The sequence below is a fragment of the Aequorivita marisscotiae genome, from assembly GCF_029814825.1.
In the GTDB taxonomy this organism is placed as follows: domain Bacteria; phylum Bacteroidota; class Bacteroidia; order Flavobacteriales; family Flavobacteriaceae; genus Aequorivita; species Aequorivita marisscotiae.
This window is the reverse complement of record NZ_CP122379.1, coordinates 3,377,692-3,390,684: the sequence shown is the minus strand read 5'-3', so window position 1 is coordinate 3,390,684 and position 12,993 is coordinate 3,377,692. Positions and strand designations below refer to the sequence as shown.

Annotated in this window: 13 protein-coding genes and 1 other RNA gene; 8 read left to right on the top strand and 6 right to left on the bottom strand. The window is 37.4% G+C overall.

Annotated features, from left to right (window positions below; genetic code table 11):
* Window positions 1-112 precede the first annotated feature (112 nt).
* Window positions 113-1,159 carry a glutaminyl-peptide cyclotransferase gene (locus QCQ61_RS15245; RefSeq protein WP_279448574.1) on the bottom strand — a complete coding sequence of 349 codons (1,047 nt, stop codon included), beginning with the start codon at window positions 1,157-1,159 and terminating at the stop codon, window positions 113-115.
* Between the two features lie 87 nt (window positions 1,160-1,246).
* Between QCQ61_RS15245 and ffs the strand changes: the two genes are divergently transcribed.
* The 5 genes from ffs (at window position 1,247) to fsa (ending at window position 4,653) form a co-directional block, all read left to right on the top strand.
* Window positions 1,247-1,345, top strand: an RNA gene (gene ffs / locus QCQ61_RS15240) — signal recognition particle sRNA small type.
* Window positions 1,346-1,651: 306 nt separating this feature from the next.
* Window positions 1,652-2,458 carry an SDR family oxidoreductase gene (locus QCQ61_RS15235; protein ID WP_279448572.1) on the top strand — a complete coding sequence of 269 codons (807 nt, stop codon included), beginning with the start codon at window positions 1,652-1,654 and terminating at the stop codon, window positions 2,456-2,458.
* A gap of 274 nt (window positions 2,459-2,732) precedes the next feature.
* Window positions 2,733-3,041, top strand: coding sequence for a hypothetical protein (locus QCQ61_RS15230; protein ID WP_279448570.1), 309 nt, complete (start codon window positions 2,733-2,735; stop codon window positions 3,039-3,041).
* Window positions 3,032-3,820, top strand: a complete 789-nt coding sequence (locus QCQ61_RS15225) for a T9SS type A sorting domain-containing protein (RefSeq protein ID WP_279448568.1) — start codon at window positions 3,032-3,034, stop codon at window positions 3,818-3,820. Before QCQ61_RS15230 ends, QCQ61_RS15225 begins: the two co-directional genes overlap by 10 nt.
* Before the next feature lie 179 nt (window positions 3,821-3,999).
* Window positions 4,000-4,653, top strand: coding sequence for a fructose-6-phosphate aldolase (gene fsa / locus QCQ61_RS15220; RefSeq protein WP_279448567.1), 654 nt, complete (start codon window positions 4,000-4,002; stop codon window positions 4,651-4,653).
* A gap of 12 nt (window positions 4,654-4,665) precedes the next feature.
* Here fsa and QCQ61_RS15215 read toward each other — a convergent pair whose 3' ends face one another.
* Entirely contained in the window at window positions 4,666-6,054 is a 1,389-nt protein-coding gene (locus QCQ61_RS15215; RefSeq protein WP_279448565.1) for a TlpA family protein disulfide reductase, read from the bottom strand.
* Between the two features lie 142 nt (window positions 6,055-6,196).
* On the opposite strand from QCQ61_RS15215, the gene QCQ61_RS15210 reads away from it, so the two are divergent.
* Window positions 6,197-7,822, top strand: a complete 1,626-nt coding sequence (locus tag QCQ61_RS15210; RefSeq protein ID WP_279448564.1) for an ABC-F family ATP-binding cassette domain-containing protein — start codon at window positions 6,197-6,199, stop codon at window positions 7,820-7,822.
* 18 nt (window positions 7,823-7,840) lie between these two features.
* Here the strand turns inward: QCQ61_RS15210 and QCQ61_RS15205 are convergent, their stop codons facing one another.
* From QCQ61_RS15205 to QCQ61_RS15195, 3 genes are read right to left on the bottom strand one after another with little or no spacing between them, the layout of a single operon-like run.
* On the bottom strand, window positions 7,841-8,074 hold the full coding sequence (locus tag QCQ61_RS15205; RefSeq protein ID WP_279448562.1) for a hypothetical protein: 234 nt from the start codon (window positions 8,072-8,074) through the stop codon (window positions 7,841-7,843).
* Between the two features lie 4 nt (window positions 8,075-8,078).
* Window positions 8,079-8,321 carry a putative signal transducing protein gene (locus QCQ61_RS15200; RefSeq protein ID WP_279448560.1) on the bottom strand — a complete coding sequence of 81 codons (243 nt, stop codon included), beginning with the start codon at window positions 8,319-8,321 and terminating at the stop codon, window positions 8,079-8,081.
* Between the two features lie 44 nt (window positions 8,322-8,365).
* Complete coding sequence (locus QCQ61_RS15195) at window positions 8,366-9,082, bottom strand: hypothetical protein (RefSeq protein ID WP_279448558.1); 717 nt, start codon at window positions 9,080-9,082, stop codon at window positions 8,366-8,368.
* Window positions 9,083-9,238: 156 nt separating this feature from the next.
* Here QCQ61_RS15195 and QCQ61_RS15190 point away from each other — a divergent pair, with 156 nt between their 5' ends.
* On the top strand, window positions 9,239-9,808 hold the full coding sequence (locus QCQ61_RS15190) for a fasciclin domain-containing protein (RefSeq protein WP_279448557.1): 570 nt from the start codon (window positions 9,239-9,241) through the stop codon (window positions 9,806-9,808).
* A 110-nt stretch (window positions 9,809-9,918) separates the two neighbouring features.
* Entirely contained in the window at window positions 9,919-10,494 is a 576-nt protein-coding gene (locus QCQ61_RS15185; protein WP_279448555.1) for a fasciclin domain-containing protein, read from the top strand.
* A gap of 67 nt (window positions 10,495-10,561) precedes the next feature.
* Here the strand turns inward: QCQ61_RS15185 and pheT are convergent, their stop codons facing one another.
* Complete coding sequence (pheT, locus tag QCQ61_RS15180) at window positions 10,562-12,988, bottom strand: phenylalanine--tRNA ligase subunit beta (RefSeq protein WP_279448553.1); 2,427 nt, start codon at window positions 12,986-12,988, stop codon at window positions 10,562-10,564.
* Window positions 12,989-12,993 lie beyond the last annotated feature (5 nt).

Below are 12,993 nucleotides of genomic sequence, written 5' to 3'. Positions count from 1 at the left end.
TGGATGAGGGAAAAGTGATTAAACAAAATCACCACGAATTCATCAATAGTTTCAATTACTATTTCGTGAATTGTGGTGAAAAATTTCGGTTTGCTTAAAGTAAAATGTTCAATTACTTTTCAAAAATTTCAATCTTAAAAAGCTTGTCCCAGTTTTTTCCAGTAATGTAAAGTATGTTCGGTTCACCATTATAGGCAATACCGTTCAGCACGTCCAGTTTAGGGTGTTGCGTAACTTTATCTTTTAAATCGGTTAAGTCAATAACGCCTTCCACCGCGCCGTTTGAAGGATCTATTATGGCTATTGAACCTTGTTGGTACACATTAGCATATATTTTTCCTTCCACCCATTCCAGCTCGTTTACACTGCTTATTTTACTGGTGTTTGTGAAAATTTCTATGTAATCTTTTTCTGCAAGTGTATTCGAATTTAAAGTCCAAATTCTATCGGTACCATCACTTTTATAAATATTATTTTCGGCATCATGGCAAAGGCCCCAGCCTTCTTTACTTTGTCCATAAACGAAAGTGCCGGTTTGCTCCATAGTTTTAAGATTGTAAATAAAACCTGTGTTTTCGCGCCACGTAAGTTGGTATATTTTGTTGTTGAGAATGGTTAGCCCTTCCGCAAAATATTGATCGGCAAGCTTAACTAGTTTTAAAACTTCCCCTGTTTTATAATCTGTTTTTCGAAGCGAAGATTCTCGGTACTGTCCGGTACTTTCGTATAAAGTGTCATTTTCAAATTCTAAACCTTGCGTATAGGCGTTTATATCGTGCGGATAGGTTTCAAGAATTTTATAGGTGTAAAGCTTTGGTTTTATAGACGACACAATCGTAATTTTTTGTGAAGCCGTAAAAGTTTCACCATCGCTGTGTATTTTGGCTATTAAAGTTCTTTCGCCCAACTTTTTTCCTGCAAGGGAAATTGTATTGCCAGAAATTTCAACTTTATCTTTGTTCAAAAAGTAAACGATTGAATCTGTTTCAATATCCTTTTTGTTAATTAATGAAACCGAAAGCACATCTTTAGGAGTATAAGTTTTCTTCGGACTCTCAATTTGAAGTGAAAATGCATCTTTTTTATCTTCAGAATTTCCTCCGCAACCACCCAAAAAGAGCAGTAAAAGTGTAGGAACTAAAACGTTATAGATTTTCATGACAAGCTATTAATTTGTCGCAAGGTATTTATTAAAATTGAACTATGAAAATACTTGCAAAAACTTGAAAAAGCCTTATCTTTGCAGCGGCAAGTCCTACACAACCAGCTCCTGTTGAATCCTCCAGGGCGGGAACGCAGCAAAGGTAAATGGTCGTAGCGGTGTGATGTAGGTAGCTTGCCATTTTTTGTGCGCTATATTCTCGTGGCTTCGGCTCCGCTTATGTACCGAAAATTTGACGGTTTGCCCCACGACCACTTGGTTGCACGAGTCACGAAAGGTGTGTTCAATTCTTTCAGTCGTGGTTCCCTTCAGTCGTGATTCGTGTTTTCTTTTTCTCCGTGAAAATGGCAAATTCCAAAAAAAGAAAATCCCAAATCCCAAAAGCAACATTTTTTCTTTCCTCTTTTCTCTTTCCTCTTTCCTCTTTTTTAGAAAAACTATTTGGAAAACCCAGCACTTAACCGCACCTTTGCCTTTCAACAACCATGTATGCCAAAAGTAGTACTCATCACAGGCGGTTCTTCAGGAATTGGTAAAGCCATTGGCGAATATCTTACCGAAAAAGGCTATCAAGTTTTTGGAACCAGCCGAAACCCAGAAAAAATTACAGACTCCCTCTTTCCATTGTTGAAAATGGACGTGAACAACACAGAATCTATTGAAGCTGCTATTGCCGACGTATTGATCAGGGCCGAAAAAATAGATGTTGTAATTAATAATGCCGGCGTGGGTATTACCGGACCAATTGAAGAAACTCCCGAAAATGAAATAAAAAAAGCATTCCAGACCAATTTTCACGGACCCATAAATGTAATCAAAGCTGTTTTGCCGCAAATGCGAAAACAAGGCTTTGGTCATATTCTTAATATTACTTCAATTGCAGGTTATATGGGTCTTCCATACCGCGGAATTTATTCTGCCAGTAAGGCTGCTTTAGAAATTACGATTGAAGCCATGCGTATGGAAACATTGCAGTTTGGTGTAAAAATGACCAACATTGCTCCAGGCGATTTTGCCACAAACATTGCCGCAGGCCGTTACCACGCTCCGGTTTTGGATACTTCCCCATATAAAAAAGATTACGGCAATACCCTCAAAACAATGAACGAACACGTGGATAATGGGGGCAACCCGTTGGAAATGGCAAAAGCAGTCCATAAAATTATTGAAACTGAAAATCCGCGAATACATTATAAAGTAGGCTCTACATTACAGAAATTCTCCATTGTACTGAAACGTATTCTGCCCGATAGGGTTTATGAACGAATGCTGCTAAAGCATTATGGGTTGAAGTGAGCGGTTTTTTATATGAATATTTTTTGACTTTTACTTAATTTTAACGTATATTTAAGAAGTGTAATTTTTAAAATGACCAAATCATGAAAAAATTTACTTCTTACTTCTAGCTTCTTTGATCTTTGTGATGAGCGATAAGGCCCACGCACAGATCCATTGCGAAATTTACACCTTGGCTTCCGCCCTTGACGAAGGATTATACTTCCTTCATTTTTATGAGAATGGCCAATTGACAATCAAACAATTGATTGTAGAACATTAAAAAACCAGTATTATGATTTTGAAAAAATTGTTGGTTTTTATAACTCTTTTGAGCTCATTTATTTGTTTTGCACAATACACTGCTATACCGGATTCAAACTTTGAAAACCATCTTGAGCAAAATGGCATGGGGGACGGCATTCCAAATAACGGTTTGGTATTGACGGCAAACATTGAAAATGTAGATACCTTATTGGTAAATTCCCGAGGCATCCATGATCTTACCGGGATTGAAGATTTTGCAGCGTTGGAACTTTTAAATTGTGCCTACAACATCATTCCGGTTTTGGATGTCTCGCAGAATATGAATTTATGGGGCTAAATTGTGAATCCAGCAGTGTTGCCGAATTAATCCTTCCACCCACCTCAACCTTAGAGATTATTAACTGTCCGGAAAATAACTTGACCGAGCTCGATGTTTCACGAAACCCTGGCCTAGTACAATTGTACTGCCAGATAAATTACTTAACGAGCTTGGATTTGACCAATAACCCCGCACTGGATTTTGTTTTTGCTGCCCATAATGAAATCTCAGGCTTTTTCGATACCTCCCAAAATCTGGCACTCACTTCACTTTCGTTAGGCTATAACAATATAACGGGTTTCGATTTTACCCAAAATCCGAATCTCGTCGGCATAGCTGCTGGCTTTAGCCCGATTAACTCCCTAGATATTAGAAATGGTAATAATGAAAATATAGGAACTTTTGTGGTCGTTGAAACCATGGGAGCTTTAGATTGCATCCTCGTTGACGATGCAAATGCCTCCTATCTGGACGACTGGCTTAAAGACCCCGAAACCACCTTTGTAAACAACCAGGCAGAGTGCGATGCGCTGGGGGTGGCAGATGCAATGCTGCAAGATTTCACTATGTATCCCAACCCGGCAACCAGCGAGGTTATCTTAAATCTTCCCAACCAAGGGTTTGATGGGCTGATTGTATCGGTGGCCAACAACTTGGGGCAGGTTTTGGAGCGAAAGGAACCCTTGGTAAATACAACGGTCATCCCCTTGGATGTTTCGGGCTATGCCGCGGGAATCTATTTTGTAACCCTAAAAGCGGGCAATGATATTACTACCAAAAAGTTGGTGGTGCGGTAAGATTTTTTTTTTGTACTTTAAAGTTAGAAAAAGGGAGCTGTATTGGCTTCCTTTTTTGGTTTAAATCGGTTGCTGTTTTAATTAATTGGGTTAATCTATTTTATTAATCTTTATAAACAACGCTATCCAATGAGCCTTTTCTTTGTTATTTTTGTGAAAATAAATCTGAAACCACACATATGAAATTCTTTATAGATACCGCAAACCTAGACCAAATACGCGAAGCCCAAGATTTGGGAGTACTTGACGGCGTTACCACCAATCCTTCGTTGATGGCAAAGGAAGGCATTACGGGACGCAACAACATCCTAAAACATTATGTAGATATCTGCGATATTGTGGATGGCGATGTTTCTGCAGAGGTAATTGCAACCGATTTTAAGGGAATGGTAAAGGAAGGCGAGGAACTTGCAGAGCTACATCCACAAATTGTAGTAAAAGTGCCGATGATAAAGGAAGGGGTTAAGGCAATTAAATATTTTGCAGATCACGGCATTCGTACTAATTGTACGTTAGTTTTTTCGGCCGGACAAGCTTTGTTGGCCGCAAAAGCTGGAGCAACCTACGTTTCTCCGTTTATTGGAAGATTGGATGATGTGTCGACCGACGGTCTGGAACTGATTGCAGACATCCGTTTGATTTACGATAACTACGGTTTCGAGACCCAGATTCTTGCAGCCTCCATTCGCCACACCATGCATGTTATAAACTGTGCAAAAATAGGTGCTGATGTTATGACGGGCCCGCTTTCATCTATTGAAGGTTTACTAAAACACCCATTGACCGATAGTGGTTTAAAACAGTTTTTGGAAGATTATAAAAAAGGAAATTAAAAGTTCGAAGTACTATCTATTTAAGAAACCTAAAAGTAATTGTTCAAAATTTGTGTTGAAGAGATTTATTTTGCCTTCTAATATTTTGCCATCTTTATCTAAAATCAGAGCGCTGTTCATGTATTTTAAAAGAAGCTTTTTTTCGGCTTCGTTTAAATTTTCTATTTGAAATTCGTACAAGGGATTATAATTATTTCTGCGTATGGTCTGGCGCCATTTTTTAAAGTGTGTATCTGTATTTATTCCCAAGAAATCATATTCCGGATATTTCGATTTTAGTTCTGCCGCACGGTTGTGAATGTTTTTATAATTTGAAGTAGATATTCCAGACCAGAAATAAATTACGGTGGGCGCTTTAATGATACTGTGTAAATCTTTTAAAGTATTATCTGTATTTACCAGAGCAACATTGGGAACGATGTTTCCTGGATTAAGTTTTTCAGTAATGTTGTACATTTTTTCAACTTCTGCCACATGCTGAGGGTCTGTATTCATGTTTGAGAATTCTTCAAAAAACCTTTGCTCCTCTTCGGCGTTTTTGGCATTTAAAAAATAGAACATAGCATTGGATCGGAGTAAACTATTTCGAAGCGAATCGGAAGTTACCAAACTGTCAATTAGCTTTATTCTTTTAGAATTAAATTTGTACGAATTGCGATCTACGGGAGTATTGCCTTGATATTCCGAAAAGACCAAATTCTCGAAATATCTATTCATAAAACGATAATAGGGGTAATAAAATTTTAAGTTCTCCAACTCAAAGTCAATTTCATTCCGGTAGTCAAAAAAGTTCTTGTCAAAATCGGCTATACGATTTCTATTGGCAGCGGCGTAGCGTTCTTTTTTAATAAAGTAATCGTATTTAATATTGGCCATTACAGCCTGTTTAAAACCATCGGCTACCGTATGTTTAGATAAAAAATCTTTGTACTCTTTTAATTTAAGTTTCTTTAATGAATCAATTTTTTGTGTAAATTCCTTTGAAGAAAGTCCATACCAATTTTGAAGATTTAGGTTTTCGTTCTCATTGGTTAAGTATAAATACATCAACAAATTATTCTGTTCGCCTCCCCTTCCTGAGTATGCGAGCGATTCGTCAAAATCTAATGTATTAAGATGCAGCAATAAACTATCGCCCGGTTCAATAAAGAAAACCTGTGTTTCGTTATGCTTAAAATTATAAAGACCGGCCTTTATTTTTTGGGTTTTGTAGAGAAAGAAGTTATTAGAGTCTAATTTTACAGTGTCTAATATATGGTTGCCCTGAGAAAAAATTATATAATCTAAGGTTGGATTTATAATTTGGCCGCTTATCCAGGTAGTCTTAACAGCAGACTCATCATTATTTTTACATGAAAGTACTGTGACAAGTAAAAGGAGAAGGAGTAGTTTTTTTAACAATCGAGCTAATTTTATGAATAACAAACAAATTTAGTAAGCCCAAGGCATCAATTTGTTAAATGGTAGTTAAAAGGATTTTTAAAACGTTAATCTTTTCGGGATGTCGCTTAAATACCTACTTTTGCGCAAAATTTAAAAAGTTATGCTTTCAATTTCAAATCTTTCAGTACAGTTTGGAAAACGCGTGTTGTTTGACGAGGTAAATACCCAATTTACCACCGGCAACATTTATGGTATTATTGGCGCCAATGGCGCCGGGAAATCTACCCTGTTAAAAATTATTTCGGGAAAACAGGAACCCACTTCCGGCCATGTGCATTTAGAAAAGGGCAAGCGCATGTCTGTTCTTGAACAAAACCACAATGCGTACGACGATTTTAATGTGCTGGAAACCGTAGTTCGCGGTAATAAGGAACTTTTTGAAATTAAAACCCAAATTGATAAACTCTACGAAAACTATACGGATGATAATGCCGAAAAAATTGGCGAACTCCAAGTTGTTTTTGAAGAAATGAACGGTTGGAACGCCGATAGCGATGCTGCTGCAATGCTTTCAAATCTTGGTATAGATGAAAGTCTTCACTATACATCAATGAAAGATTTAGACGGTAAGCAAAAGGTACGTGTACTTTTAGCACAAGCGCTTTTCGGAAATCCAGACGTGCTAATTATGGATGAACCTACCAACGATTTGGATTACGAAACAATTAGTTGGTTAGAAAACTTTTTAGCTAATTATGATAACTGTGTAATTGTGGTTTCTCACGACCGTCACTTTTTAGATGCTGTATGTACGCATATTAGCGACATTGACTTCGGGAAAATAAACCATTATAGCGGTAACTATACGTTCTGGTACGAAAGTAGCCAGCTTGCGGCCCGCCAGCGCGCACAACAAAATAAAAAGGCAGAAGAGAAGAAAAAAGAACTTCAAGAATTTATTATGCGTTTTAGTGCGAATGTAGCTAAAAGTAAACAGGCAACATCGCGTAAAAAAATGATTGAAAAATTAAATATTGAAGAAATTAGACCATCAAGCCGTCGCTATCCTGCAATTATTTTTGAGCGTGAGCGCGAAGCTGGCGATCAAATTTTAAGCGTTGAAAACCTATCGGCTTCTATTGATGGCGAAGTGCTTTTTAAAAATGTAAATATTAATCTTTCCAAAGGCGATAAGGTAGTTATCTATTCTCGCGATTCGCGTGCGGCTACTGCTTTTTATGAAATTTTAAATAACAATGCAAAAGCAGACACGGGTACCTTTCAATGGGGTATTACTACCAATCAAAGTTACTTACCATTAGACAACGAAGCTTTCTTTAAAAACAATCTTTCGTTAGTAGATTGGTTGCGCCAATACGCCAAAACCGAAGAAGAGCGCGAAGAAGTTTTTCTACGTGGTTTCTTGGGAAAAATGCTTTTTAGCGGCGAAGAAGCTCTAAAGAAAAGCAACGTGCTATCTGGAGGTGAAAAGGTACGATGTATGCTTAGCCGCATGATGATGCAGCGCGCAAACGTGTTAATGCTTGATGAACCAACAAATCACTTAGATTTGGAATCTATTACAGCTTTTAATAATTCATTAAAAAACTTTAAGGGAACGGTGTTGCTTACAACCCATGACCACGAATTTGCGCAAACCGTTGGTACGCGCGTTATAGAACTTACACCAAACGGCGCAATAGATCGTTATACTACTTTTGACGAGTATATGAACGATAAAAAACTGAAAGAACAGCGCGATAAAATGTATGCGGTAGAAGCATAAGAAAATTGGCGGTCAAAATTATTGTTCGCCAATTTCATTTAAAAATTCTTCTATAGTATCTTGAGCTTTTTCGTACTCATCATTTCTGATGAAAACCATGGTCTGGTTTGCAATACTCATTGTAAAACCCGCACGCAAACTACTGTCGTGGTCGTTTCGTTCAATGGGGCTGATGCCTATTTCGTTTAACCGTGCTACCAATCCTTTCGCAATTAATGTGGGACCGGTGTAAATTCTTTTAGTGTCGGACATACAATTATTCTTCTATTTCTTGAAGATAAGCATCCACAATTGGTTGTGCAATGGCAAGTTCATCTTTTCTAACATAAACCCGAACTTGATCATCAAACTTACTTCCGGAGCCAAACATAACGCCACTTTGTTCATCATCTCGAAGTATTGGGGTAATATTTGCTTCTTCTAATCGTCCTACCAATGCTGTCGCCATTATATCTGAGCCGGTATAAATACGGACTGTTTCTTCTGTATTTTCTGTCATAATTATATTTTTTAAACTCTTAATATTTTACCTGCTACCTAGACTTAAGCATTATAAAATTTGCTATTCCAAATAGCGTTATTAAAATTTTTCCCTTTTGAAAAGCCGTAGAGAATTACCATTCCGCCCATCCCAATAAAAATGAAGAACGCCAAAAATAAATATTCACCAATTCCGGCGTGGGGGGTGAGCCACTCCATAGGCGTTAATGCCGTAAATAATATGCTTAAAAGCACTACCGTAAAAACCAAATTATCAAAGGTTTTATAGGGCCACATTAATAATCTTCTAAACGGATGCAGGTCTTTTCCCCATTTGTGGATAAGGTAAAAATAATCGTTTCCCATGGGTGCAAAAAGCAGCGGATCATCGGCATTTTCTAATTTTAACAATTTTGCAGGCGCTACTATCTTAAAGTTGTTCAATGTAGTTTTATGTGTATGCTCCAGACTATTTACCGCCGTAATGGCTTCTTCGGGAAAATCTGCTTTAAAATAATGCGAATCTAAAAACCGCAACCTGTAATTTACACAAAGGTTTTCTATATCGTTTATATGAAATATATGCGAACTTTCCAGCAAATTAAAATTGAATTGATTTTCAATTTCAACAGATTTTTCGGTTAAGTTAGAAAGAATTGCTTCGCGCTGCTCTGTATTTTCAGAAAAAATACGCATTACTTCGTCCATAACAGCTTGCTCGTCAATACGTTTATTGCGAACTTTAAGAAGCTGTTCTTCAATATTGGTTCTTGAAAACATAACATTATTTTTTTTGAATAACTAAATTTACGCAGTCCGTTTCAGCATTACAACAATTTAACACATTTCGGCTAAAAATTTTAATAAACGCAAGCCTTTTGCGTTTATAGAGTAATTGACACTGTATTTATTATATTTACACCCTTAAATTTTTTTATGCAACTCAGGAAAACAATTGTACTACTTTTTATAATTTGTTTCGGAACAACCGTTTCGGCTCAGAAATATCTTTCAACCAATTCCAAAGAAATTTCCAAAGTATTGGGGGACAGTAATTTTACATCGAGTAAAACGTTTTATGAAAATTTAAAAGATGCTCCGGATTTTACCATTTTGGCGAAAATCTTAAAAAACGATCAATTACGAAAATCACTTGAAAAGCCAGAAATGGTAACCATATTTGCCATTGCAGATGAAGCGTTTACCAATTTGCCTGAAAAAAGTAGGGACTCTATTTTAAATAATCCGCGCATAGTGAATTCAATCGTTACGTATTTGGCGGTTCCCGGCAGATTAGACAGCAACAGCCTTAAAGTGGCGGTTGAAGAAAATGGCGGAAAAGCATACCTCATTACAATTAAAGGAAAACGATTGGGAATTAAGGAAGAGCAGGGTAAGCTCATGCTCGTTGATAAAGATAACAATACCGCAACGATAATAGCACCAGATTTTTACCATAAAAATGGATTTTTTCATATTGTGAATGGCCTAGTATTTCCGAATTAGAACCTTTAGGCCAAAAAGTTAAATAAACTATAAAGTCCCGAAATTGCAAAACCGCAGTTTCGGGACTTTCGTTTATAGTTACATAATCATAAACTAAAAATAAACACATTATGAAAATCAAATTTTTTACAGCAGCAGTATTTGCAATCGCCCTTGTAGCCGGAACAACTTCTGGTATCGCCCAAAGCAAGATGAATAAGGAAAAAACAGTAATGGTTGGTGGCGCCGAAATGTACCCTACTAAAAACATCGTTGAAAACGCAGTAAATTCAAAAGACCACACAACGCTCGTGGCTGCGGTAAAAGCTGCAGATTTAGTTGAAACCCTTCAAGGCGATGGACCATTTACAGTATTTGCTCCAACAAACACAGCTTTTGAAAAACTGCCAAAAGGTACGGTAGAAACATTACTGAAGCCAGAAAACAAAGCAAAACTGCAAACTATTCTTACCTATCATGTGGTTGCGGGAAAACACAGCGCAACAGATATTATGAAGAATATCGAAAAAGGAAACGGGAAGGCCACTTACAAAACGGTTAGCGGTGGTACATTAACTGTAATGATGAAAAATAACAAAGTAATAATCACGGACGAAAAGGGTGGAATGGCTACTGTTACTATTGCCGATGTAAATCAGTCTAACGGTGTTATACACGTAATAGACAGCGTGGTTTTACCTAAATAATTCTAGAAAATACCTGTACTAAAAACGGCAACCTTTTGAGGTTGCCGTTTTTTGCTTTTCGCCGTATTTATCGCAGCGAAGCGCCAAATTCACTTTCAAATTTTTGTTGCAATTTGTTCATTATTTTATCCACCTGTTTATCAGTAAGCGTTTTTGCTTCATCTTTAATTGAAAAGCTAATGGCATAGCTCTTTTTTCCGTCGGGCAGGTTTTTTCCCTTGTACACATCAAATAACGTTACCGATTTTAATAGCTTTTTTTCTGTTTGAAAAGCAGCTTGTTGCAAATCGCTAAACTTTATTGATTCGTCTAAAAGCAATGCAAAATCACGTTGTACTGCCTGAAATTTAGCAATTGGTTTTAATTTAAAGTTTTTAGTTGAAATTTGTTTTAACACAGCATCCCAATTAAAATCTGCATAAAATACCTCGGCGTCAACATCAAATTCTGTGGTAATTTTTTTCTTTACAATTCCAAATTCAACAATAATTTCCTTGTTTCTTTTAAATGAAATAGCTTCAGAAAACAAGTCGGTTTCGGTAGTTTCCTCCGTATATTCATCCAGTCCCAGGCGTTCCATAATGGCGACAACTGTTCCCTTTCCGAAGAAAAAATTGCTATTTGTTTCGGCTACCGCCCAATTGTTTTCTGCTTTTAATCCAGTAATAAAGAATGATAGATGTTTGGTTTCGGTTCGGCCTCCCGGAAAATTATGATAGGTTTTCCCGAATTCAAAAAACTTTAAGTTACTACTTTTTCTGTTGCTGTTATATTCAATTGCCTCCAGCCCCGAAAACAGCATAGATTGGCGCATTACAGATAAATCTTGACTTAGCGGATTTAGCATTGTAACGTTAAAGTGATCTTTTATTGTTTGGCTTAATGTAGCATAATTTGGCGATGTAAGTGAATTGTTCAACATTTCATAATATCCAAGAGCCGTAAGTTGTGCAGCTATTTTATTTTGAACTGAATAGTCGCTGCCGGGTAAAATAGTAGAAATGGAAGCGTTTAATTTTTCGGTAAACTTAACATTGTTGTATCCGTAAACCCGAAGAATTTCTTCAATAACATCTACATCGCGGGTAACGTCGTTTCGATATGCAGGAATAGTCATCCCAATGCCGGTTTCGGTAACGTTGTTTATTTTCATTTCTAGCGAAGTAAGAATTTCTTTGATGGTTTCTTTTGAAATTTCTTCCCCAATTAATTTATTTGCCTTTTCAAAATTCAATATTACTTGGTGATCTTCAATTTTTTTCGGGTAAATATCCAATAGATCGCTTGTAATTTCGCCACCAGCTACTTGAAGGATTAAAATGGCAGCGTGCCGAAGTGCATAATCTGTAATATTCGGGTCTATTCCTCTTTCAAAACGAAAGGAGGCATCGGTGCTTAAACTGTGGCGTTTGGCCGTTTTGCGGATACTCACAGGATTAAAATAAGCGCTCTCCAAGAAAATGCTAGTTGTTTCGTTGGTTACACCGCTATTTATACCACCGTAAACCCCAGCGATGCACATTGGTTTTTCGGCATCGCAAATCATTAAATCTTCTTCGTGAAGTTCGCGTTCCACCCCATCTAAGGTTGTAAATTTTGTACCTGTGGGCAATGTTTTTACATTAACGGTATTGCCTGCAATTTTAGCAGTGTCAAAAGCGTGCAAGGGTTGCCCCAAGTCGTGGAGTACATAATTGGTGATATCCACAATATTATTTATGGGCGAAATACCAATTGCCTTCAATCTATTCTGAATCCAATCCGGCGATTCTCCAACCTTAATATTGCTAATTGTAATTCCGCAATAACGTGGTGCGAGGACATTGTTTTCTACTTTAATATCTATTTTATGCGTTCGGTTATCTACCCTAAAACTACTGGAAGATGGCGTGTTGAGTTTTGTTGAAATATCGTGGTGAAGCAAACCTGCCTTTAAATCACGAGCTACCCCCCAATGGCTCATCGCATCGGCTCTATTTGGCGTCAAGCCAATTTCAAAAACCTTGTCGTTTTCAATTTTTAATACCTTAGCAAGCGCGGTTCCGGGTTTTAATTTTGCATCGAGAACCATAATACCATCGTGCGATTTGCCAAGCCCTAATTCGTCTTCGGCGCAGATCATTCCTTCACTAACTTCGCCGCGTATTTTACCTTTTTTTATCTCCCAAGGTTTTTCATCCGCATCGTAAAGCGTAGTGCCAATAGTAGCTACCGGAACTTTTTGACCCACCACAACATTTGGAGCGCCGCATACTATTTGTAATGGTTCATCAGCACCAATATCTACTTTTGTAACTTTAAGCCGATCTGCGTTAGCGTGCTGAACACATTCTAAAACGTGCCCTACTACAATGCCTTCCAACCCTCCTAAAACGGAAGAAAAATCTTCTATTCCCTCTACTTCAAGACCGAGGTCGGTTAATAGTTCGCCTGTTTTTTCAGCATCCCAAGGAAGGTTGATAAATTGTTTAAGCCAATTGTAAGAAATATTCATAAGTA

Bases quoted from the DNA above. Each gene is read 5' to 3' on its own strand.
- QCQ61_RS15245 (WP_279448574.1), bottom strand. From the start codon at position 1,159: ATGAAAATCTATAACGTTTTAGTTCCTACACTTTTACTGCTCTTTTTG.
- QCQ61_RS15235 (WP_279448572.1), top strand. From the start codon at position 1,652: ATGCCAAAAGTAGTACTCATCACAGGCGGTTCTTCAGGAATTGGTAAA.
- QCQ61_RS15230 (WP_279448570.1), top strand. From the start codon at position 2,733: ATGATTTTGAAAAAATTGTTGGTTTTTATAACTCTTTTGAGCTCATTT.
- QCQ61_RS15225 (WP_279448568.1), top strand. From the start codon at position 3,032: ATGGGGCTAAATTGTGAATCCAGCAGTGTTGCCGAATTAATCCTTCCA.
- fsa (WP_279448567.1), top strand. From the start codon at position 4,000: ATGAAATTCTTTATAGATACCGCAAACCTAGACCAAATACGCGAAGCC.
- QCQ61_RS15210 (WP_279448564.1), top strand. From the start codon at position 6,197: ATGCTTTCAATTTCAAATCTTTCAGTACAGTTTGGAAAACGCGTGTTG.
- QCQ61_RS15205 (WP_279448562.1), bottom strand. From the start codon at position 8,074: ATGTCCGACACTAAAAGAATTTACACCGGTCCCACATTAATTGCGAAA.
- QCQ61_RS15200 (WP_279448560.1), bottom strand. From the start codon at position 8,321: ATGACAGAAAATACAGAAGAAACAGTCCGTATTTATACCGGCTCAGAT.
- QCQ61_RS15195 (WP_279448558.1), bottom strand. From the start codon at position 9,082: ATGTTTTCAAGAACCAATATTGAAGAACAGCTTCTTAAAGTTCGCAAT.
- QCQ61_RS15190 (WP_279448557.1), top strand. From the start codon at position 9,239: ATGCAACTCAGGAAAACAATTGTACTACTTTTTATAATTTGTTTCGGA.
- QCQ61_RS15185 (WP_279448555.1), top strand. From the start codon at position 9,919: ATGAAAATCAAATTTTTTACAGCAGCAGTATTTGCAATCGCCCTTGTA.
- pheT (WP_279448553.1), bottom strand. From the start codon at position 12,988: ATGAATATTTCTTACAATTGGCTTAAACAATTTATCAACCTTCCTTGG.